The organism is Ramlibacter sp. GCM10027632 (assembly GCF_042675325.1).
Lineage (GTDB): Bacteria > Pseudomonadota > Gammaproteobacteria > Burkholderiales > Burkholderiaceae_C > Ramlibacter.
Map to the genome: position 1 here is coordinate 702,134 of NZ_JBHTGW010000001.1, position 21,247 is coordinate 723,380.

15 protein-coding genes are annotated in these 21,247 nt (G+C 68.9%); all 15 read right to left on the reverse strand.

Going from position 1 to position 21,247, the window contains the following annotated elements:
• Nucleotides 1-5 precede the first annotated feature (5 nt).
• On the reverse strand, nucleotides 6-779 hold the full coding sequence (locus tag ACFQZY_RS03180; RefSeq protein ID WP_377412484.1) for a peptidylprolyl isomerase: 774 nt from the start codon (nucleotides 777-779) through the stop codon (nucleotides 6-8).
• On the reverse strand, nucleotides 779-1,507 hold the full coding sequence (gene narI, locus ACFQZY_RS03185) for a respiratory nitrate reductase subunit gamma (protein WP_377412486.1): 729 nt from the start codon (nucleotides 1,505-1,507) through the stop codon (nucleotides 779-781). Before narI ends, ACFQZY_RS03180 begins: the two co-directional genes overlap by 1 nt.
• Nucleotides 1,504-2,190 carry a nitrate reductase molybdenum cofactor assembly chaperone gene (narJ, locus tag ACFQZY_RS03190; protein WP_377412488.1) on the reverse strand — a complete coding sequence of 229 codons (687 nt, stop codon included), beginning with the start codon at nucleotides 2,188-2,190 and terminating at the stop codon, nucleotides 1,504-1,506. Before narJ ends, narI begins: the two co-directional genes overlap by 4 nt.
• 16 nt (nucleotides 2,191-2,206) lie before the next feature.
• Nucleotides 2,207-3,739 carry a nitrate reductase subunit beta gene (narH, locus tag ACFQZY_RS03195; protein WP_377412491.1) on the reverse strand — a complete coding sequence of 511 codons (1,533 nt, stop codon included), beginning with the start codon at nucleotides 3,737-3,739 and terminating at the stop codon, nucleotides 2,207-2,209.
• Nucleotides 3,740-3,759: 20 nt separating this feature from the next.
• On the reverse strand, nucleotides 3,760-7,542 hold the full coding sequence (locus tag ACFQZY_RS03200; protein ID WP_377412493.1) for a nitrate reductase subunit alpha: 3,783 nt from the start codon (nucleotides 7,540-7,542) through the stop codon (nucleotides 3,760-3,762).
• Nucleotides 7,543-7,588: 46 nt separating this feature from the next.
• Entirely contained in the window at nucleotides 7,589-9,226 is a 1,638-nt protein-coding gene (locus tag ACFQZY_RS03205; RefSeq protein WP_377412495.1) for an MFS transporter, read from the reverse strand.
• Nucleotides 9,227-9,266: 40 nt separating this feature from the next.
• A complete protein-coding gene (locus tag ACFQZY_RS03210) occupies nucleotides 9,267-10,514 on the reverse strand; it encodes a nitrate/nitrite transporter (protein WP_377412497.1) in 1,248 nt (415 codons plus the stop codon).
• A gap of 140 nt (nucleotides 10,515-10,654) precedes the next feature.
• Complete coding sequence (locus ACFQZY_RS03215) at nucleotides 10,655-11,347, reverse strand: response regulator (RefSeq protein ID WP_377412499.1); 693 nt, start codon at nucleotides 11,345-11,347, stop codon at nucleotides 10,655-10,657.
• On the reverse strand, nucleotides 11,344-13,257 hold the full coding sequence (locus ACFQZY_RS03220; protein ID WP_377412502.1) for a type IV pili methyl-accepting chemotaxis transducer N-terminal domain-containing protein: 1,914 nt from the start codon (nucleotides 13,255-13,257) through the stop codon (nucleotides 11,344-11,346). Before ACFQZY_RS03220 ends, ACFQZY_RS03215 begins: the two co-directional genes overlap by 4 nt.
• A 206-nt stretch (nucleotides 13,258-13,463) precedes the next feature.
• On the reverse strand, nucleotides 13,464-15,386 hold the full coding sequence (locus ACFQZY_RS03225; RefSeq protein WP_377412505.1) for a methyl-accepting chemotaxis protein: 1,923 nt from the start codon (nucleotides 15,384-15,386) through the stop codon (nucleotides 13,464-13,466).
• Between the two features lie 37 nt (nucleotides 15,387-15,423).
• The gene (locus ACFQZY_RS03230) at nucleotides 15,424-15,876 is read right to left on the reverse strand and encodes a cache domain-containing protein (protein WP_377412508.1); all 453 of its coding nucleotides are present in this window, start codon (nucleotides 15,874-15,876) and stop codon (nucleotides 15,424-15,426) included.
• A 97-nt stretch (nucleotides 15,877-15,973) separates the two neighbouring features.
• Nucleotides 15,974-16,951 (reverse strand): Bug family tripartite tricarboxylate transporter substrate binding protein, encoded by a 978-nt coding sequence (locus ACFQZY_RS03235; RefSeq protein WP_377412510.1) that lies wholly within the window; start codon nucleotides 16,949-16,951, stop codon nucleotides 15,974-15,976.
• Between the two features lie 28 nt (nucleotides 16,952-16,979).
• A complete protein-coding gene (locus tag ACFQZY_RS03240) occupies nucleotides 16,980-17,390 on the reverse strand; it encodes a hypothetical protein (RefSeq protein ID WP_377412513.1) in 411 nt (136 codons plus the stop codon).
• 10 nt (nucleotides 17,391-17,400) lie between these two features.
• Entirely contained in the window at nucleotides 17,401-19,161 is a 1,761-nt protein-coding gene (locus ACFQZY_RS03245; RefSeq protein ID WP_377412516.1) for a hydantoinase B/oxoprolinase family protein, read from the reverse strand.
• Nucleotides 19,158-21,242, reverse strand: a complete 2,085-nt coding sequence (locus ACFQZY_RS03250) for a hydantoinase/oxoprolinase family protein (protein WP_377412519.1) — start codon at nucleotides 21,240-21,242, stop codon at nucleotides 19,158-19,160. The genes ACFQZY_RS03245 and ACFQZY_RS03250 overlap by 4 nt, the downstream gene beginning before the upstream one ends.
• Nucleotides 21,243-21,247: the final 5 nt, after the last annotated feature.

Genomic DNA, 21,247 nt, shown 5'->3' on the forward strand with positions numbered 1-21,247 from the left:
CCGGCTCACTGCACCAGCTCGGAGGTCGCCGCCTCGATCTCCACGCCCTCGATGTCGGCCAGGCCGGCGAGCCGGCGCATGTACTGGCGCAGCGCCGTGGCGCGCGATTGCGCCTGCAGCCGCAGCGCGATCTGCGGGCGCAGCGTCTCGAACTCCGGCAGCTGGCCCGGCTCGATGGCGAGCACGTCGATGATGTGCAGGCCGAAGCGGGTGTGCACCAGCCGCGGCAGGAGGCCGCACACCTGGCTGGACTCCTGGTTGAAGAACAGCGCCTTGGCCAGCTCCGGCGCGCAGTCCTGCGGGCCCAGCCAGCCCAGCTCGCCGCCCCGGGCGCCGCTGGGGCAGTTGGACAGCTCGCCGGCGCGCTGCGCGAACAGCCCCGGCGCGGCCTGCGGGCTGCGCAACTCGAACAGCGTGGCCTCGGCGCGCTGCGCCAGGGCCGGCACGTTCACGCCGGGCGTGACGGCAAACAGGATGTGCCGCACCTGACGGGCCTGACCCACCAGGAGGGACTGGCGATTCGCGTCGTGGTAGCGGCGGCACTCCGGCTCACCGGGCTCGGGCACGGTGACGGCGGCCTCGAGCATGCGGTCGATGGCCTGCTGCGCGGCCTCGTCGAGCCGGGGCGCGGCGTCCCCCGGCGTGGCCGGCAGGTGGCCGGTGCGCACCGCCTCCTGGCGCAGCAGCTCGCCGTAGGCGCGCTCGCGCAGGGTCTCGGCGTCCACGGCCTCGCCGGGCGCGTGCAGGGCGATGCCGTTGATGCGTGCGATGTGTTCCATCACGCCCCCCGGTTCTGGCCCAGGGGCGCGCGCGGCGTCATGCCGACACGGCGGCTGCGCACGACCTGGTAGGGACGCACCACGTAGGCCAGGGTGCCGAAGCCGCTCCACACGTGCACCAGGCGGGTGAACGGGAAGACCAGGAAGATCGTCATGCCCAGGAACATGTGCAGGCGGAACACCCAGCTCGCCTCGGCCAGCAGCTCGGAGGCGCCGCCGCGGAAGGTGACGATGCGCTGCGCCCACTCGGCCAGCTTCATCATCATGCCGCCGTCCAGGTGCTGGGCCGACAGCGGGATGGTGGCCAGGCCCAGCGCGAACTGCGCCCACAGCAGCCACAGCAGGAGGATGTCGCTGGCCTTGCTGGTGGCGCGGATGCGCGCGTCGCTCAGGCGGCGGTGCAGCAGCAGCGTGACGCCGATGAAGCCCAGCACGCCGAAGAGGCCGCCGGAGACCATCGCCAGCAGCTGCTTCTGGCCGGCTGTGATGAAGCCCTCGTACAGGACGTGCGGCGTGAGCATGCCCACCGCGTGGCCGAAGAACAGGAACAGGATCCCCACGTGGAACAGGTTGCTGCCCCAGCGCAGCTGGCCGGCGCGCAGCAGCTGCGAGGAGTCGCTCTTCCAGCTGTACTGGTCACGGTCGAAGCGGATGAGGCTTCCCAGGAGGAAGACGCTCAGGGCGATGTAGGGATAGATCCCGAAGACGAAATGCTGGACGGCGTTCATGCTGCCACTCCTTCACGCCCGGCCTGCGGGGCGTTCTTGCGGACGATGTGGATCGGTTGGGGCTGGCCCGGTCTGGACTGCCCGCGGCTGCTGCAGCCGTCGAAGGCCTCGGGCTCTTGCCAGCTCGCGTCGAGCGGCTCCTCCGGAGCGATGGCCACCGCCTGGGCCTTGTGGCCGGCGGCGTCCAGCACCGCGGCGAGCACCGCCGCGTAGGGGCTCTGGCGCTGCAGCAGGGCGCTGAAGATGGCGTTCAGGATGTGCGCCATCTCGTCGAGGAAGGACCGGGCCACCTCGGCCGGCTGGGTGGAGGCGAACTCCAGCACCACGCACAGGTGGTCGGGCAGCTCCTCGGGGCCGAGGCACAGGCCGGCCTGCCCGTAGGTCCGGGCCAGGTCGATCATGGCCGGGCCGCGGTCGCGCGAGTCGCCATGCACATGCTCGAACAGGTGCAGGCAGGTGGAGCGGCCGCGGTCGAAGGTCTCGACGTAGCGGGACTCCAGCTCCAGCGGGTCGATGCGGCGCAGCTGGGCGACCATCGCCTCCAGCTCGCCCAGGCGGGCACGGGACAGTGCGCCCTCCTCCTTGAGGACGTCCACCAGCGCGGGCCACTGGGCGCGGCGCTGCGCATCCGGGTAGGCCAGCAGGGCGGCCAGCGCGCGCAGGGTGTAGCGGGTGTGTTTCATCGGGTGTCTCCTCGCGTCAGACGGCCGGCTGGATCGGGATGGTGCGGCGCTTCTTGCCGCCGAACAGGCTGGCCTCGCTGGCGCCGTCGGAGCAGCCGTTGCCGAACGAGAAGCCGCAGCCGCCGCGGATGTCGAACGCGTTCTCCGCGTACTCGCGGTGCGTGCTCGGGATGACGAAGCGGTCCTCGTAGTTGGCGATGGCCATCACCTGGTACATCTCCTCGACCTGGGCCTGGCTCAGGCCCACCTGGTCGAGGACGGCCTGGTTGTGGACACCCTCGACATGCTTGCCGCGCTGGAAGGCGCGCATGGCCAGCATGCGCTCCAGGGCGCGCACCACCGGCTGCGTGGCGCCGGCGGTGAGCAGGTTGGCGAGGTACTGCACCGGGATGCGCATCTGCGAGACATCGGGCAGCTCGCCGTGCACGCCCACGTGGCCGGCGTTGGCGGCGGCGGTGATGGGTGAGAGCGGCGGCACGTACCAGACCATGGGCAGCGTGCGGTACTCGGGGTGCAGCGGCAGGGCGACCTTCCAGTCGATGGCCATCTTGTAGACCGGGCTGTTGCGCGCGCCCTCCAGCCAGGCCTCGGGGATGCCGTCGGCGCGGGCCTGGGCGATCACCTGCGGGTCGCTGGGGTCCAGGAAGATGTCCAGCTGGGCCTGGTACAGGTCCTGCTCGTTCTCGGTGCTGGCGGCCTCGGCGATGCGGTCGGCGTCATACAGCACCACGCCCAGGTAGCGGATGCGGCCCACGCAGGTCTCGGAGCACACGGTGGGCTGGCCGGCCTCGATGCGGGGGTAGCAGAAGATGCACTTCTCGGCCTTGCCGGTCTGCCAGTTGTAGTAGATCTTCTTGTAGGGGCAGCCCGAGACGCACATGCGCCAGCCGCGGCACTTGTCCTGGTCGATCAGGACGATGCCGTCCTCCTCGCGCTTGTAGATCGAGCCCGAGGGGCAGGAGGCCACGCACGCCGGGTTGAGGCAGTGCTCGCACAGGCGCGGCAGGTACATCATGAAGGTGTTCTCGAACTGGCCGACCATGTCCTTCTGGACCTGCTCGAAGCTCGAGAGGTTGGCGTCCTGGCTGCGCTTGCTGAACTCACCGCCCAGGATCTCCTCCCAGTTCGGGCCCCACTCGATCTTCTCCATGCGCTGGCCGGTGATCAGGCTGCGCGGGCGCGCGGTGGGCGCGGCCTTGGTCTCGGGCGACGACTGCAGGTGGTCGTAGTCGAAGGTGAAGGGCTCGTAGTAGTCGTCGATCTGCGGCAGGTTGGGGTTGGAGAAGATCTTCATCAGAAGGCTCCACTTGCCCCCCTGGCGCGGCACGATGCTGCCGTCGGCCTTGCGCGTCCAGCCGCCGTTCCAGCGGTCCTGGTTCTCCCAGTCCTTCGGGTAGCCGATGCCGGGCTTGGTCTCGACGTTGTTGAGCCAGGCGTACTCGACGCCGGGCCGGCTGGTCCAGACGTTCTTGCAGGTCACCGAGCAGGTGTGGCAGCCGATGCACTTGTCCAGGTTCAGGACCATCGCGATCTGTGCGCGAACTTTCATGGTTATCTCCTTCTCGCGGTTCAGGCCTGGGTGGTGGCGGCGGCTTCGCCGTCGAGCCAGTCGATCCTGCGCATCTTGCGTACGACCACGAACTCGTCACGGTTCGTGCCGATGGTCCCGTAGTAGTTGAAGCCGTAGCTGAATTGCGCGTAGCCGCCGATCATGTGGGTCGGCTTGGTCACGATGCGGGTCACCGAGTTGTGGATGCCGCCGCGGGTGCCGGTGATCTCCGAGCCGGGCGTGTTGATGATCTTTTCCTGGGCGTGGTACATCATCACCAGGCCCGGGTTGATCCGCTGGCTCACCACCGCGCGGGCCGCGATGGCGCCGTTGGTGTTGAACAGCTCCACCCAGTCGTTGTCCTCGATGCCCGCGCTCTTGGCGTCGGTCTCGCTGAGCCAGATCACCGGGCCGCCGCGGTTCAGGGTCAGCATGTGCAGGTTGTCGCTGTACGTGCTGTGGATGCCCCACTTCTGGTGCGGGGTGATGAAGTTCAGCGAGATCTCCTTGTTCCCGTTCGGGCGGCGGTCGATCATCTCGTCCACCGTCTTCAGGTCCACCGGCGGGCGGTAGCTCGAGAAGCCCTCGCCGAAGGCCAGCATCCACGGATGGTCCAGGTAGAACTGCTGGCGGCCGGTGAGGGTGCGCCAGGGGATCAGCTCGTGCACGTTGGTGTAGCCGGCGTTGTAGGAGACCTTCTCGCTCTCCAGGCCCGACCAGGTCGGCGAGCTGATGATCTTGCGCGGCTGCGCCTGGATGTCGCGGAAGCGGATCTTCTCGTCCTCACGGTGCAGCGCCAGGTGCGTGTGGTCGCGGCCGGTGACCTTGCCCAGGGCCTCCCAGGCCTTCACGGCCACATGGCCGTTGGTCTCGGGGGCCAGCTGCAGCACCACCTCGCAGGCGTCGATGTCGGTGTCGATGCGCGGGCGGCCCTGCGTCACGCCGGCCTCCTTCACCTCGCCATTGAGCTCGCCCAGCTGCTGGACCTCGGTGGCGGTGTTCCAGCCGATGCCCTTGCCGCCGTTGCCGACCTTGTCCATCAGCGGGCCCAGGGCGGTGAAGCGCTTGTAGGTGTTGGGATAGTCGCGCTCGACCACGCTGATCTGGGGCGCCGTCTTGCCGGGCACCAGGTCGCACTCGCCCTTGTGCCATTCCTTCACCTCGAAGGGCTGGGCCAGCTCGGCGGCGGTGTCGTGCATCAGGGGCGTGAGCATCAGCTCCTTCTCCACGCCCAGGTGGCCGACGCAGACCTCGCTGAAGGCCTTGGCGAAGCCCTTGTAGATCTCCCAGTCGCTCTTGCTCTGCCACGCCGGGTCCACCGCGGTCGACAGCGGGTGGATGAAGGGGTGCATGTCGCTGGTGTTGAGGTCGTTCTTCTCGTACCAGGTGGCGGTGGGCAGCACGATGTCCGAGTACAGGCAGGTCGTGCTCATGCGGAAGTCCAGCGTGACCAGCAGGTCCAGCTTGCCCTCCGGGGCGCGGTCGTGCCAGGCCACTTCGGCGGGCTTGGCCTCGTCGGGGCCCAGGTCCTTGCCCTGCACGCCGTGGCTGGTGCCCAGCAGGTGCTTGAGGAAGTACTCGTGGCCCTTGCCCGAGGAGCCCAGGATGTTGGAGCGCCACACGAACATGTTGCGCGGCCAGTTCAGCGGGTGGTCCGGGTCCTCGCAGGACATCTTCAGGCGGCCGTCCTTCAGGGCCTGGACCGCGTAGTCCTTCGGGTCCATGCCGGCGGCGTTGGCATCCCTGACGACCTGCATCGGGTTGGTCTGCAGCTGCGGCGCGCTGGGCAGCCAGCCCATGCGCTCGGCGCGCACGTTGTAGTCGATCAGGCTGCCGCCGAACTTGGACTTGTCGGCCAGGGGCGAGAGGATCTCCTCCACGCCCAGCTTCTCGTAGCGCCACTGGTCGGTGTGGGCGTAGAAGAAGCTGGTGCTGTTCTGCTGGCGCGGCGGGCGGACCCAGTCCAGCGCGAAGGCCAGCGCGGTCCAGCCGGTCTGCGGGCGCAGTTTCTCCTGGCCCACGTAGTGCGCCCAGCCGCCGCCGCTTTGGCCGATGCAGCCGCACATCATCAGCATGTTGATGATGCCGCGGTAGTTCATGTCGCTGTGGTACCAGTGGTTCATGGCCGCGCCGATGATCACCATCGACTTGCCCCGGGTCTTGTCCGCGTTGTCGGCGAACTGGCGGGCCACCGCGACCACCTGGTCACGCGGCACGCCGGTGATCTTCTCCTGCCAGGCGGGCGTGTAGGGGGTGTCGTGGTCGTAGCCGGTGGCGGCGTTCTCGCCGGCCAGGCCGCGGGCCACGCCGTAGTTGGCGACGGTGAGGTCGAACACGGTGGCCACCAGGGCGTGGCGCTCCTCGCCGGCCTTGCCCAGCTTGATGCGGCGCACCGGCACCTGGCGCACCAGCACGTCATCCTGCTTGTTGGAGGGGAAGTTGGGCGTGTCGATGCCGCCGAAGTACGGGAAGGCGACCTCGCCCACCTCATAGGCGCTGCCCTCGCCCTCCATCAGGCTCAGCTTGAGCCTGACCTCGTCGCCGTGGCGCGCCTCCTTGTTCTCCAGGTTCCACTTGCCGGCGTCGGCACGGCCCTCGGCGCCCCAGCGGAAGCCGATGGAGCCGTTGGGCAGGACCACCTTGTCGTCCATGTCCAGGGCGACGGTCTTCCACTCGGGGTTGTTGTCCTGGCCGAGCTTGCCGTTGAAGTCGCTGGCGCGCAGGTAGCGGCCCGGGACCACGACGGTGCGGCCGTCCGGCAGGGTGCGCTCCTCGAGCTGCACCAGGTTGGGCATGTCGGTGTAGCGGCGCACGTAGTCGTCGAAGTACGCGCTGCGCTTGTCGAAGTAGAACTCCTTGAGGATCACGTGGCCCATGGCCATGGCGATCGCCGCGTCCGTGCCCTGCTTGGGGTGCATCCACAGGTCGGCGAGCTTGCTGATCTCGGCGTAGTCCGGCGTGATCGCCACCGTCTTGGCGCCCTTGTAGCGGACCTCGGTGAAGAAGTGCGCGTCGGGGGTGCGGGTCTGGGGCACGTTGGAGCCCCAGGCGATCAGGTAGGTGGAGTTGTACCAGTCGGCCGACTCGGGCACGTCGGTCTGCTCGCCCCAGATCTGCGGGCTGGCCGGCGGCAGGTCGCAGTACCAGTCGTAGAAGCTCATGCAGACGCCGCCGATGAGCGAGAGGTAGCGGCTGCCGGCCGCGTAGCTCACCATGGACATGGCGGGGATGGGCGAGAAGCCGATGATGCGGTCGGGGCCGTACTTCTTGGCGGTGTAGACGTTGGCGCTGGCGACCAGCTGGTTGACCTCGTCCCAGGTGCTGCGCACGAAGCCGCCGAGGCCGCGCTGCTGCTGCCACTCGCGGCGCGCCGGCTCGCTCTCGACGATGCTGGCCCAGGCGTCCACCGGGCTCCTGGCCACGGCCAGGGCGGCACGCCAGTGCTGCAGCAGGCGGCCGCGGACCATCGGGTACTTCACCCGGTTGGCGCTGTACAGGTACCAGGAGTAGGAGGCGCCGCGGGCGCAGCCGCGGGGCTCGTGGTTGGGCAGGTCGGCGCGGGTGCGGGGGTAGTCGGTCTGCTGGGTTTCCCAGGTGACGATGCCGCCCTTGACGTAGATCTTCCACGAGCAGGAGCCCGTGCAGTTCACGCCGTGGGTGCTGCGCACGACCTTGTCATGGGCCCAGCGGTTGCGGTAGGCGTCCTCCCAGGTGCGGTCCTCGCCGAGGGTCACGCCGTGACCGCCGGAAAAGGACTCCTTGGGCGCCGAGAAATGGGTCAGTCGGTCCAGGAAGTGGCTCATGGTTTCTCCAGGGGTGCCGGGGCTGCGAAGGCCCCGGTCGTTGTCATCAGGGGTTGTGGATCTCCGCGCCGCGGCGCAGGTAGAACCACCCGTTCAGGAGCAGGCACAGGGCGTAGAACACCGCGAAGCCGTACATCGCCACCTGGGGCGTGCCGGACTTGATCTGCTGGCCGATCACCACCGGCGCCACGAACGCGCCGTAGGCGGCCACGGCCGAGGTCCAGCCCAGCACGGGACCGGCCTGCTGGCGGTCGAAGATCACGGCGATGGTGCGGAAGGTCGAGCCGTTGCCGATGCCGCTGGCGGTGAACAGCACCACGAACAGCGCCATGAAGGCCAGGAAGTAGGTCTCGGGCGTGGCCGACTGGTAGGCCAGCCACATCACGTAGCCGACGGCGGCGGAGGCCACCACCATCACGGCCGAGATGACCTGGGTGACGATGGAGCCGCCGACGCGGTCGGACACCCAGCCGCCGATGGGACGCACCGCCGCGCCCACGAAGGGGCCGATCCAGGCATAGGTCAGGGCCGAGGGGGCGTTGGGGTTCTTCAGCGTGTGCTGGATCACGCCCTGCGCGTCCGGCACGTGGCTGAAACCGAAGATCACGGTGATCGACAGCGGCAGGGCCATCGAGAAGCCGATGAAGCTGCCGAAGGTGACGATGTAGAGCACCGTCATCGACCAGGTGTGCTTGTTGCGGAAGATCGCGAACTGCGCGGCGATGTTGTCCTTCATCGTGCCGAACGCGGTGAGCTTCATCACCATGAGCGTGCTCACGATGATCAGGGGCATGGCCACCCACATGTTCAGCAGGCCCAGGCCGCTGGGGGCGGGCAGGTACAGGTACAGGCCGACGCCGGCGGGGATGAAGGCCAGGGTGTACAGCCAGACGATCTTCAGGAAGGCCGCGATGGTGCCGCCGGTGTTGGGCGAGACGGTCTTCAGGTTGTTCATGCCGAAGAAGCACAGCACCGACAGCGGCACCAGCGAGAACACCCAGGCGAAGCCGGCGTTCTGCACCCAGGTGGGGGTGCCGGCGGGGATCTTGCCGAAGATCCAGCCGCTGTCCTTGACCAGCGTCATCGGGTCGCCGCCGAAGGCGCCCAGCAGGGGCATCGTCATCACCAGCGGGATCACCACCTGCATCGTGGTCACGCCGAAGTTGCCCAGGCCGGCGTTCAGGCCCAGGGCGGTGCCCTGCAGGCGCCTGGGGAAGAAGGTGCCGATGTTGGACATCGAACTGGCGAAGTTGCCGCCGCCCACGCCCGACCACAGCGCCATCAGCTGGAACACCCACAACGGCCACTCGGGGTGCTGCAGGGCGATGCCGGTGCCGATGGCGGGCGACAGCAGCATCGCCGTCGTCAGGAAGATGGTGTTGCGGCCGCCCGCGAGGCGGATCAGGAAGGAGGCCGGGATGCGCATGGTGGCGCCGGCCAGGCCCGCGATCGCGGTCAGGGTGAACAGCTCGGCCTGGGAGAACGGGAAGCCCAGGTTGAGCATCTGCACGGTGATGATCCCCCACATGCCCCAGACGGCGAAGCCGCACAGCAGGGCTGGGACGGAGATCCAGAGGTTGCGGTAGGCGACCTGGCGGCCGGTGGACTGCCAGAAGGCATCGTCCTCGGGGCGCCAGTCGCTGATGTCGGCGCCCCGGTCAGGGGAATGGGTCGGGTTCTTCATGGGAAGCCTCTTGGGACAGGGGGGGCTCGGCCGGACGGGCTCAGGCGGGGGAATGCAGCACGTCGGCGCGGCGCACTTCGGTGCGGTACATCCAGATCAGGGAGACCCAGACCACGCCGTACAGCAACATGAAGGCGCTGCTGCGGATGCCGGTGAGGTCCATCAGGGCGCCGAACAGGATCGGCAGGACGAAGCCGCCCAGGCCGCCGGCCAGGCCGACGATGCCGCTGATGGCGCCGATGTTGGTCGGGTAGTCGTCGGCGATGTACTTGAAGACGCTGGCCTTGCCGAAGGCCCAGGCGACGCCCAGGATGGCCATCAGGGCGGTGAAGGCGTAGACGTTCAGGCCGATGGAGAAGGTGCGCGGGCCGTTGACGGTCTGGATGGTGAAGTCGGTCTGCGGGTAGGACAGCAGGAACAGGCAGATCCAGCTCACCCACAGCACCCACCAGGTCACGGCATGGGCGCCGAACTTGTCGCTCAGCCAGCCGCCGACCGCGCGCAGCACGCCGCCGGGCAGGGAGAAGCAGGCAGCCAGCAGGGCCGCGACGCGGATGTCCAGGCCGTACTCGCCGATGTAGTACTGCACCATCCACAGCGCCAGGGCCACGTAGCCGCCGAACACGATGCTGTAGTACTGGCAGTACTTGAGGACGCGGGGGTCCTTCAGGGCCTTGAGCTGCTGGCGGAAGGTGACCGTGCTGGGCACCTGGTGGGCCGGGTCGGTGTGGCTGAACAGCCAGAACAGCACCACCGTGCCGGCCATGATCGCGGCGTAGACCTGGGGCACCATGGCCCAGCCGAAGCCGACCAGGATCACCGGCGCGATGAACTTGTTCACGGCCGAGCCGGAGTTGCCGGCGCCGTACACGCCCATGGCCAGGCCCTGCTTGTTCTTCGGGAACCAGCGGGCCACGTAGGGCGTGCCCACCGAGAAGCTGCCGCCGGCCAGGCCGACGAACAGGCCGATCACCAGGAACTGCCAGAACTCGGTGGCATAGGCCATCAGCCAGATGGCCGGCACGGTGGCGGCCATCAGCACGGCCATCACGATGCGGCCGCCGAAGCGGTCGGTCCAGATGCCCAGGGGCAGGCGGATCAGGGAGCCGGTGAGCACCGGCGTGGCGGTCAGCAGGCCGAACTCGGTGGCGTTCAGGCCCAGCATCTTCTTGATCGGGATCCCGATCACGCCGAACATCATCCACACCATGAAGCACACGGTGAAGGCCCAGGTGCTCACGATGAGCACAGACCAGGCCTTGCGCTGCTTCGACAACTCAGTCGTCATGTCCATCTCCATCAGATGGGCATGAGTCTGGCCGGCGGATGAGTTACTGGGTATTCACCGGATGGGTATGCGGCGCCCGGCAGAAGGAGGATGGCGCGGGCCGCCCCCTCGTTCCTTGGTAGTAGGTCGCTTGACCTGGATCAAGCCAGGCCGCTGCTGGCGGCGAAGACCGCGATCTGGACCCGCGACGACAGGCCCAGCTTCCTGAAGATGTGCTGGATGTGGATCTTCACCGTGGTCTCGGCGATGTCGAGGTCGCGGGCGATCTGCTTGTTGCTCAGGCTGCGCGCCACCAGCAGGAAGATCTCGCGCTCGCGCGGCGAGAGCTTGTCCAGCACCTGGACCTTCCCGGCGCCGGCGGGGGCCGCCTCGGCCGCGGACGCCGCAGCGTCCGGCGCAGCCGCGGGCTGGCGCAAGGCCGCCACCAATTTGCCCATCATGTTCGGGCTGATCACCGACTGGCCGTTGAAGACCGAGACGATGGCATCGCACAGGTGGTCGGTCTCGGCGGTCTTGAGCAGGTAACCGTCGGCGCCGTTCTGCAGGGCGCGGGCGAGATCGTGCTCGTCCTCGCTCACCGTCAGCATCATGACCCGCAGGTCGGGGAAGGTCTGCTTCAGCGAGATGATCGCGTCCACGCCGTTGACGCCGGGCAGGTGGTTGTCCAGCAGCATCACGTCGGGGCACTCGGCATTCAGCAGGCGCCAGGCCTCGCTGACGTCGCCGGCCTGGCCGACCACCTCGAAGCGGTCGTCCTGGGACAGCAGCGCGGTCAGGCCGCGCCGGAACAGGGTGTGGTCGTCCACCACCATCAGTCGGATCGGGTCGCTCATGTCGTCGGGGAAATCTCGGCCGCCGCCGGCATGGCCGCCGTCGCGCTGCCCGGCAGGGGGGTGGAGGGCACGGCCAGGCTCACGCGGGTGCCCTCGCCCGGCCGGGAGTCGATGGCGACGGTGGCGCCGATGTGGGCGGCGCGCTCCTGCATGATCTTCAGGCCCACGTGCATCTGGGTGCGCTCGGCGGCGGCGTCGAAGCCGCGGCCGTCGTCGGCGACGACGAAGCGCCAGCGGTCGCCCTTGTGGATCTCGATGGTCACGCGCCGCGCCTGGGCATGCTTGCGCACGTTGGACAGCGCCTCCTGCAGCACGTGCAGCACCTGGATCTGCACGTCCTGCGCCAGCGGCAGGCCGTCGCCGCGCACCACGCGCTGCACCTCCAGGCCGGTCTGCTGGTGGAATTTCTGCAGGGTCTCCTGCACCGCGGCCTCGATGTCGTCGCCCTGCGCCCGGGTGCGGAAATGCACCAGCAGCTCGCGCACGTCGGCCATGCTCTCCTTGATCCCCTGGTCCAGCTCGTCCAGCGCGCTCGCGGTCTTGGCGGCATCGCCCCTGGCCATGGCGCCCTTGAGCAGCCCCACCTGGATCTTCAGGAAGGCCAGCGACTGCGCGATCGAGTCGTGCAGCCCCCGCGCCAGCAGGGCGCGCTCGCCGGAAATCGTGGCCTCCCGCTCCAGCGCGGCGACGCGCATGCCCTCGACCGCGCTGGCCAGGTGGCTGGCCAGCGCATCGACCAGCTCCATCTCCTCCACGGCCAGCCGGACCTCGCGGCGGTAGAACAGGTCGATCTCGCCCAGCACCTTGCTCTGCAAGCGGACCGGCACCGACACCAGGGTCTCGAAGCCGATCCGGGTGCAGTGCTGCAGCGGGGCGGCCTCGCTGTTGCGGATCGGGATCACGCGGGTGCGGCCCTCGGTGCGGGCGTTGCCGCAGGCGCAGACGCCGGCGCGCAGGCACTTCTCGTCCTCCTTCATGTCCAGCGGGAACTGGTCGGAGCCGAGCACCAGGAACTTGGACGGGTCGTCGCCGGCCCAGCGCAGGGCGACCGCGTCGGCCTTGAGCAGCTCGCGCACCTGGGCCGCGAAGCCCTGGGTCAGCTCGTGCAGGGTGCCGGCCTGGGACAGGAAGGCGCTGACCCGGTAGAGGGCCTCCAGCCGCTCCTTCTGCGCGGCGATGCGCTGGGTCTTGGCGGCGACCTGCCCTTCCAGGTCGCCGTAGAGCGACTGCAGGGTGGCGGCCATGCGGTTGAAGCCCTGGGCCACCTGGCCGAACTCGTCGTTGGAGGCCACCTCCACCCGCGCCGAGAACTCGGCCGACTCGAGCCGGCGCAGCGCGTCGCGCAGCTGCCCCAGCGGGTGGATGACGTAGTGGTAGCCGGTGTAGAGCATGATCACCGCGCCGCCGATGGCCAGGGCCATCATGACGAACTGGAACATGTTCAGGACGGCGGTGAGCGAGGCCAGCTGCTGCTCGATCGCCAGCACGAAGCGGTCGATCACGACGAGGAAGGATTCGGCCGAGCGCACCAGCCGGTCGGGCGCGACATCGCCCCGCTCGGCCAGCAGGGCCCGGTGCCCCGCCCAGGCGGCCTCCACCTCGGCATACCGGGCCCGGACCTGGGGATCCCAGGGCACGAACAGCGGCCGGGTGGCATCGCCCTGCCGCAGCAGGCGGATGCTGCCGTCGAACTCGCGCACCAGGGCCGGCACCTCGCCCTCGCGGGCCTGCACGGCACTGACCAGGCGCCACGTCTGCATGCGCATCCGGCCGGCCTCGTTCAGGGCCGCGGCCCCGCCGCTCAGCCGCCAGGTGACCCACAGCGTCAGGCCGATCGAGACCAGCGCCACGACGAGGAGCGCGGCGCCAATGCGCATGAGCTTGGCGGAGAGGGTGGCGGTCGTCCTCATCGATCTTCGGAATACGGATGCGGGGTCAGGGCGGCCGGCGCATCCACCGCAGCGGACGACCTCCGCCGCGGCCGCTACTGTAGCGTAGCGATCGACCAGGATGAATGGAAGGGGACGGCGCCGGCACGGAGGGACTCCGTGCCGCCAGGCCCGAAGCATGCCGCACCGTGCCGCGCGCGCACCACGGCCGCAGGCGCGACGGGTCGTCAGACCTGGAAGCGCTCGACCTCTCGCCGGGTGGAGTCGGCGATCTTGGCCAGCTCCGTCATGCTGCCGGCAATCTGCTCGGACGCGGCGGCGTTGCTGCGCGCGATGCCGTCGACGCTGCCGAGGTTGGAATTGATCTCCTCGACCGCCGCGCTCTGCTCCTCGAGCGCCGCAGATATCCGCTGGAGCATCTCGTCGGTCTGCCGCGAACCGTCCTCGATGAGGCGCATGTCGTCGCTCACGTTGCGCACGGCCACCACCGCCCGCCGGGTGTCGGCCACGGCCTGCTGGACCAGCGTGGCGATCTCCTGGGAGCTCTCGGCGCTGTTGACGGCGAGCTTGCCGACCTCGTCGGCCACGACCGCGAAGCCCTTGCCCTGCTCGCCGGCCCGCGCCGCCTCGATGGCGGCGTTCAGCGACAGCAGGTTGGTCTTGTTGGCGATCTTCTCGATCACCTCGGTGATCCGGGTGATCTTCTCGGAGTTGGCAGCAATGCTGTTGACGACCTCGACCATGTGGTCGATCTTGCCCATGCCTTCGCGGACGATGGACACCGAGGCCTTGGACTGCTGGCTGGCCACCTCGGTGTTGCGTGACACATCGGCGATGGAGGCCGCGGTCTGGCGCACCGCCGCGGCGACCTGCCCGACCGCATGGGTCTGGTTCATGACGCCTTCGGAGATCTGGGTGATGGCCCGGTTCGACTCCTGCGAGGCCGCGGCGACCTGGCGGGTGTTCTGGTGGATCACCTGCATGGCCTGGGCCATGGCATCGAGCGACCGGTTGATGTCGTCCTTGAGGACCCGCAGGTCGCCCTGGCCCTGGGCCGTCACCCGCAGGCCCAGCTCGCCGCCCGCCACGCCGGCCATCACGCGGCCGATGTCGCCGATCATCCCGCGCAGGGCCTGCATCGCCGCCACGGCCTGCTGGATCGCGCGCCGGTACTCGCCGCGCGCGTCCGCCTCGACCCGGGCGGCAAACTCGCCGTTCTGCAGCGCCTGCATCGCCTGGTTGAGGCTGGCGATCGTGGCCTGGATGGTGTCGGCCGAGGTGTTGACGGCGTCCTTGAGCGTGGCCAGGTCGCCGGCCAGCGGCGCCTGCACCCGGGCGCCGAACTCGCCCGCCGCCAGCGCGGTCGAGACCTGGCTGACTTCACGCACCGCGTTCTGCAGGGAATCGAGAAGTCCGTTGAGCGAACGGGCGGCGCTGGCCACCTCGTCGCCGCCCGGGGCATCGACCCGCAGGGAGAAGTCGGCGCGGCGCTCGATCTCGCCGATGCGCTGCTGCATGCGCTTGAGCGGCCGGGAGATGGCGCGCCCGGCCACGAACGCCAGGACCAGGCTCACGACCACGGCCGCGAGCAGGGCCGCCGCCTGCACGGATTGCAGGAACACCACGCGCTCGTTCAGGCGGGACTGGCCGCTGGTGAAGGCGATGCGGCTGGCGGTGGAAACCGCCTGCAGCGACTGGACCAGCTCGTCGTAGACCTTGTCGGCGTCCTGCATCATCATCGCGCCGAGGTTGGTGTCGGACGTCGCCGAGTCATAGGCGTCGCGCACGGCCTTGTCATAGGCCTCGACCTTGGGGCCGAGGCCGCGCACCGCCGCATCCGGCGCGGCGGCCAGCGAGCGGCCGACTTCCGCCAGCTCGTTCAGCTGGCGGGCCATCAGCTCCTCGGCCGACTCGCGGGCCTTGGCGCTCTTGAGATTGAGCAGCGCCAGGCTCCGGTAGGCCGCCGAATGCGTCGCGTTGACCGCGGCTTCGGTCTCCTGGGCGCCGCGCTCGCGCGCGACGGCGCCGGACAGCAGGTCCTGCAACCCCTGCTCCATGGAAATCATGTTGAGGTGGCTGAACAGGCCGAACGCCAGCAGCAGCACCGCCACGATGGCGGGCGCCACCATCAGCTTGGAAGCGATTCCCAAGCGGCTCAGCACAGGAAGCATGCGGGATCCGCCGCGCTTACTTGTAGATGCCGCCGCAGACGACGTGGCTGCCCACCTTCTCGCAGTACATCTGCTTGGGCTGGATGGTCTTGGTCAGCGGGTCGGTGAACTTGTAGTCCTGCCAGAACTTGCCTTTGGACGACGCGAGGCTCACGCGCTCCTTGACGAACTCCTTGCCGTCCGGGTCCTTGAGGTTCAGGAGGTCCTTGCCGACCTGCTTGGCGTTCTGGCCGTGCGCCAGGCACTTGCCGTTCATGTCGTAGACGACCAGGTACAGGTCCCGGTCGGCGAAGGTCTTGCTCGGGGCGGTCATCTCGACGAAGGCGGCATCGCCCTTGGCCTTGAGGGCGGCGACGCCCTTGGCCACCATGGCCTCGGCGTCGGCCTTGGTGGCGCGTTCGCCGGCGGCCCAGGCGCCGGTGGCGGCCACGCAGGAGGCCAGGAACAGGGCACGCAGCGCGGAATTCATGATTGTCTCCAGTTGTGAAATATTGATCCTGGAGAGTGTAAATGACCAAAATTGCGTTGATCTATCCATGAATTCCCGCGCTTGTTGACCTACTGCTTCACTCCGGCTTGAAGCCCGCGCCCTTGAGCAGGTCGGCGCTTTCCGTGATGTAGGCCGCCATGTACTTGCGGAAGTCCTCCACGCTCTCGACCACCGGCTCGATGCCCAGGGGCTCGAACGCGCCGGCCTTGGCCAGCTGGCTGACCGCGTCGTTGAAGGCCTTGTTCAGGAACTGCACCCGGTCCGCCGGGGTGGCCTTGGGGGCCCACACGCCGTACCAGGACTCGGTCACGAACTTCGGGTAGCCGCTTTCCACCGCGGTGGGGACGTTGGGCATGACCGAGCTGCGCTTGGCCGAGGTCACCATGATCGGCTTGACCTTGCCCGACTTGGCCATGGACTGCAGCGCCACGATCGCGTCGATCTGGATCTGCACATGGCCCCCCGCCACGTCGGTCAGCGCGGGGGCAGTGCCCTTGTAGACGGCGGTGGTGAGGTTCGTCAGGCCGCCCTGCTTGGCGAACATCAGCGTGCCCAGGTGGCTGGCGGCGCCCAGGGCCGGGAGGGCGGCTGTCCACTTGTCGGGGTTCTGCTTGGCGGCGGTGATCACCTCGTTCAGCCGGTTCTGCGGCAGGTTGGGCGAGATCACCATCAGCAGGGGCGCGTCGCCGACACGGGCCACCGCCGCGAAGTCCGTCAGCGGGTCGTAGGGCGGCGTGGCCATGACCTGGCGGGTCAGGGCCTGGGTGGAGGCCGAGAACAGCAGGGTCTGGCCGTCGGCCGCGGCGGTCTGGACGAACTTGCCGCCCACCGTGCCGTTGGCGCCGGGCTTGTTCTCCACGATCACGGAGACGTTGAGGTTGGTGCCCAGCTGCCGCGCGATCAGGCGCGCGGCGCTGTCCACGCCGCCGCCCGGGGCGAACGGCACGACCAGCCGCAGCGGGCTCTCCGGGAACTTGCCCTGCGCCAGGGCGCCGGTGCTGGCGCCCATGGCCAAAAGGGCCACTGTCAGGGCCCTGCGTGTGATGCGATTCATCGCTTGTCTCCTTGGTTGATCAGAGTCATCAGGCACGGTAGCCCTTGCGCCACGCGTTCGAGCCGCCCAGCAGTGGCGCCTCCGGCGCAGGGCCATGCAACTTGGCGTAGGACTCGATGGTCTTGGTCAGCCTCGCCAACAGCCATTCCGCGACCGCGTCCTCGGCCTCGTCGGCCTCCAGGCGGGCCAGGATGCCGCGCACGGCCTGCACCTGTTCGGACACCGGGCCGGGCGCGAGCAGGAAGGCCACCACGGCGGCCTGCCCCAGTCGCTCGCTCTCGGCCCAGAGGTAGTCGGCGATGTCACGCTCGAAGTCCTCGAGCGTGACGCTGATGCCGCTCATGGTGCAGGAACACCCCAGCGCGATGTGCTGCGCCGACAACCGGTGCCACAGCTCGGCCAGGTAGGCCGCCTGCTGCTGGTGGGGGGTGGTCGCCACGAGCATCCCCTCAGGCCTTCGCGCGCAGGGCCGCCGTCTCGGCCGCCTTGACCTGGCCGCGCTCGTCGAGCGCCACGCCATACAGCTTCTCCGCGGCCTCGCGGCTCACGTAGCCCTCGCGCACGTCCTCGGCCACCTTGTCCGCGTCGCGCTTGAAGGGGCTGCCGAAGCCGCCGCCGCCGCCCGAGAGCATCTTGTAGGCGTCGCCGCGCTCCAGGCGGACGTTGAAGATCTTGGCGTTGGGCAGGTCTTCCTTCCACTCGCCCTTGTGGCGGATGGCGATGCCGTTGCCCGCCGCCTCGCCGCCGCCTTCCAGGCCCCAGGGCTTGCAGTGCATGCGGTCGATGCGGGTGGTCACCGAGAACGGCGACAGCGCCTGCACCACCATCTCCGCGCCCAGGCCGCCGCGGAACTCGCCCGCGCCGCCGCTGTCCTCGCGGATGCGGTAGCTCTCCACCAGCACCGGGTACTTGGCCTCCAGCTGCTCGGTGGGGCTGTTGTGGGTGTCGCCGTCGTTGATGCACACCGTGACGGACACGCCGTCCTCGCGGCTCTTGGCGCCCCAGCCGCCACCCAGCGGGCCGATGCCCACGATGAACAGGCGGCCGTCCTCCGGCGAGATGCCGTGGATGTTGGGGAACACCAGGTCGGCGTGGTGGCCGGCGATGGAGCGGTCCGGAATGGCCGGGGCCAGCGCCTTGAAGATGGTGTCGATCACCGTCATCGGGAACGTCATCCACACCCGCATCGGGTAGGGGCGCTCGGCGCTGATCACGGTGCCCATGGGCATCACCACCTTCAGGGGGCGGAAGCTGCCGTCGTTCACCGGGTAGTCGGTGGGCGTGGTCAGGCACTTGTACGCCACCTGCGCGCAGGCGATGCCGGTGGTGAAGCCGGAGTTGTAGAAGCCCTTGACCTGGCGGCTCACGTCGGAGAGGTCGATCTCCATCTCGTCGCCCTTGACGGTCACCTTGACGCGGATCGGAATGCGCTTGCCGATCTCCAGGCCGTCGTCGTCCATGAAGGATTCGGCCTCGTAGACGCCGTCGGGGATCGACAGCGTGTTCTGCCGCGCCAGCGCCTCGGAGGCGTTCATGATCTCCTGGATGGAGGCCTGCACCGCGTCGTTGCCATAGCGCTGCACCAGCTCCAGGAAGCGGCGCTCGCCGGTGGTGATCGCGGTGATCTGCGCGCGCAGGTCGCCCAGGGCGCGCTCGGGCAGGCGCACGTTCATGGCGATGATGTCCACCAGGTCCTGGTTCACCTTGCCCGCGCTCTGGTACTTCACGATCGGGATCTGGATGCCCTCGGAGAAGATGTCGGTGGTGATCTGGCCCAGGCTGCCGCCCACGTCCAGCCAGTGCGCCATGCAGCAGGTGAAGCCGATCAGCTCGCCTTCATGGAACACCGGCATGGTGAACGTGAAGTGGTTCAGGTGGCTGCCGGTGGTGTAGGCGTCGTTGGTGACCAGGATGTCCCCGGGGTGGATGTTCTCGTACCCGAAGTGGCGGATCTTGGACTTGACGGTCTCGGACATGCCGCGGATGAACATCGGCAGGCCCAGGCCGATGGAGACGGTGTCGCCTTCCTTGGTGAACAGGCCCACGGTGAAGTCCAGCGCCTCATAGATGATGAGGTTGTAGGCCGTGCGCATCAGGTTGGTCTTCATCTCCTCGGTCACCGCGAACAGGCCGTTGCGGATGATCTCGACGATGACGGGGTCCACGGCCTGCGCCTGGGCCTGGAGTTGGGGGGTGGTGACGGTGTTCACGAGCGGTCGCTCCCGATGGAGATTTGCAGGTTGCCGAACTGGTCGACGTGGACGGTGTCGCCGGGTTGGACGACGGTGGTCGAGGCATGTTCCTCCACCAGGGCCGGGCCGAGGATCACGTTGCCGCTCTTGAGGCGGTCACGCTTGAACACCGGGGTGGAGACGTAGTCGCCGGCGCTGCGGAAGTAGACCGGCTTGTGGGCGCGCAGGGCAGCGTCGTCCGGGGCGGCGTGGCCCGAGGCGACCTCGTTGCGCGGCGGCTTGGCCATGCGGCCCATCACCGTGACGCGCAGGCTGACGATGTCGGCCGGCTCCTTGGGCGCGGAGGTGCCGTAGCGCACCTTGTGCACCTCGTCGAAGTGGGTCTTGATGCCGGAGCGGTCCTTGCGGTCGAAGTGCACCTGCGGCAGGTCCACCGTCACCGCATGCTCCTGGCCCACGTAGCGCATGTCGGCGGCGCGCTCGAAGACGATCTCCTCGGGGCGGATCTGCGAGGCGCTGATGGCGGCGCGGCCTTCATCCTCCATCTCCTGGTAGATGGCCTCGATCTCGTCGAACGACAGGCCTTCCAGGCGGCGGAACACCGAGCGCACGTAGTCGTAGCGCAGGTCGGAGAACAGCATGCCGTAGGCGGAGAAGTAGCCCGGCGCGTGCGGGATCAGCACCTTGCGGATGCCGATCTCGCGGGCGATGGCCGAGGCGTGCAGCGGGCCGGCGCCGCCGTAGACCACCATGGTGAAGCTGCCGGCATCCAGGCCGCGCTCGGTGGTCACGGCCTTCACCGCGTGCGACATCTGCGTCACCGCGATGCGCAGGATGCCGTCGGCGGCCTTCGTGGCGTCCAGGCCCAGGGGCGTGGCGACCTTGTCCTCCATGGCCTGGCGCGCGCGGTCCAGGTACAGGGGCATCTCGCCGCCCAGGAAGTTGTGTTCGTCCAGGCGGCCCAGGATCAGGTTGGCGTCGGTGACGGTGGGCTCGGTGCCGCCGCGGCCGTAGCAGACCGGGCCGGGCATGCTGCCCGCGGAGCGCGGGCCCACGCGCAGCGAGTGGCCCAGCTCCACGCGGGCGATCGAGCCGCCGCCGGTGCCGACCTCGAAGATGTCCATCATCGGGATCTGGATCGGCAGGGCCTTCTCGTAGCCGCCGATCAGGGCGCTGCCGGTGGTCAGGGGCCGGCCTTCGCTGATCACGCCGGCCTTGGCGGTGGTGCCGCCCATGTCGAAGGCGATGGAGTCGGGCAGGCCCAGCTGGGCGCAGATCGCCTGCGCGCCGATCACGCCGGCGGCGGGACCGGACTCCAGCATGCGCACGCAGTCGCGGCGGGCATGCTCCAGCGGGAACAGGCCGCCGGTGGACTGCACGGCGTAGAAGTCGCCCTTGAAGCCCTTCTCCTCCAGGTGCTCCTCCAGCTCGCCCAGGTAGGCGGAGACGCGCGGGCCCACGTAGGCGTTGGCCACGGCGGTGGAGACGCGCTCGAACTCGCGGTATTCCTGCGACAGCTCGTGCGAGGCGGTCACGAAGGCACCCGGGATCTCCTCCTGCAGGATGGCCTTGACGCGGCGCTCGTGGTCCGGGTTGCGGTAGGAGTGCAGCAGCAGCACCGCCACCGCCTCGATATGGTCCTCGCGCAGCTTGCGGGCCAGGGCGCGCACGCCTTCTTCATCCAGCGGCTTGTGCAGCGAGCCGTCGGCGCGCAGGCGCTCGCTCACCTCATGGCGCTGCGAGCGCGGCACCAGGGGCACGTGCTTGGAGAAGAACAGGTTGTAGGCGTCGGGGCGGTTGACGCGGCCGATCTCGTAGATGTCGCGGAAGCCCTCGGTGATCAGCAGCGCGGTGTTGGCGCCATTGCGCTCCAGCAGCGTGTTGATGGCGATGGTGGAGCCGTGCAGGAACAGGTAGCCGTTGGTGAGGTCCACGCCGGCGCCGTCGAGCGTGTTCTGGATGCCTTCGTGCAGGTGGCCGTGGGTGGACAGGGCCTTGCCGAAGGAGATCTCGCCGGTGGCCTCGTCGAAGCAGGCCATGTCGGTGAAGGTGCCGCCGATGTCGACGGCGATGCGCAGGGATTTCTTGGATGCGGTCATGGGTC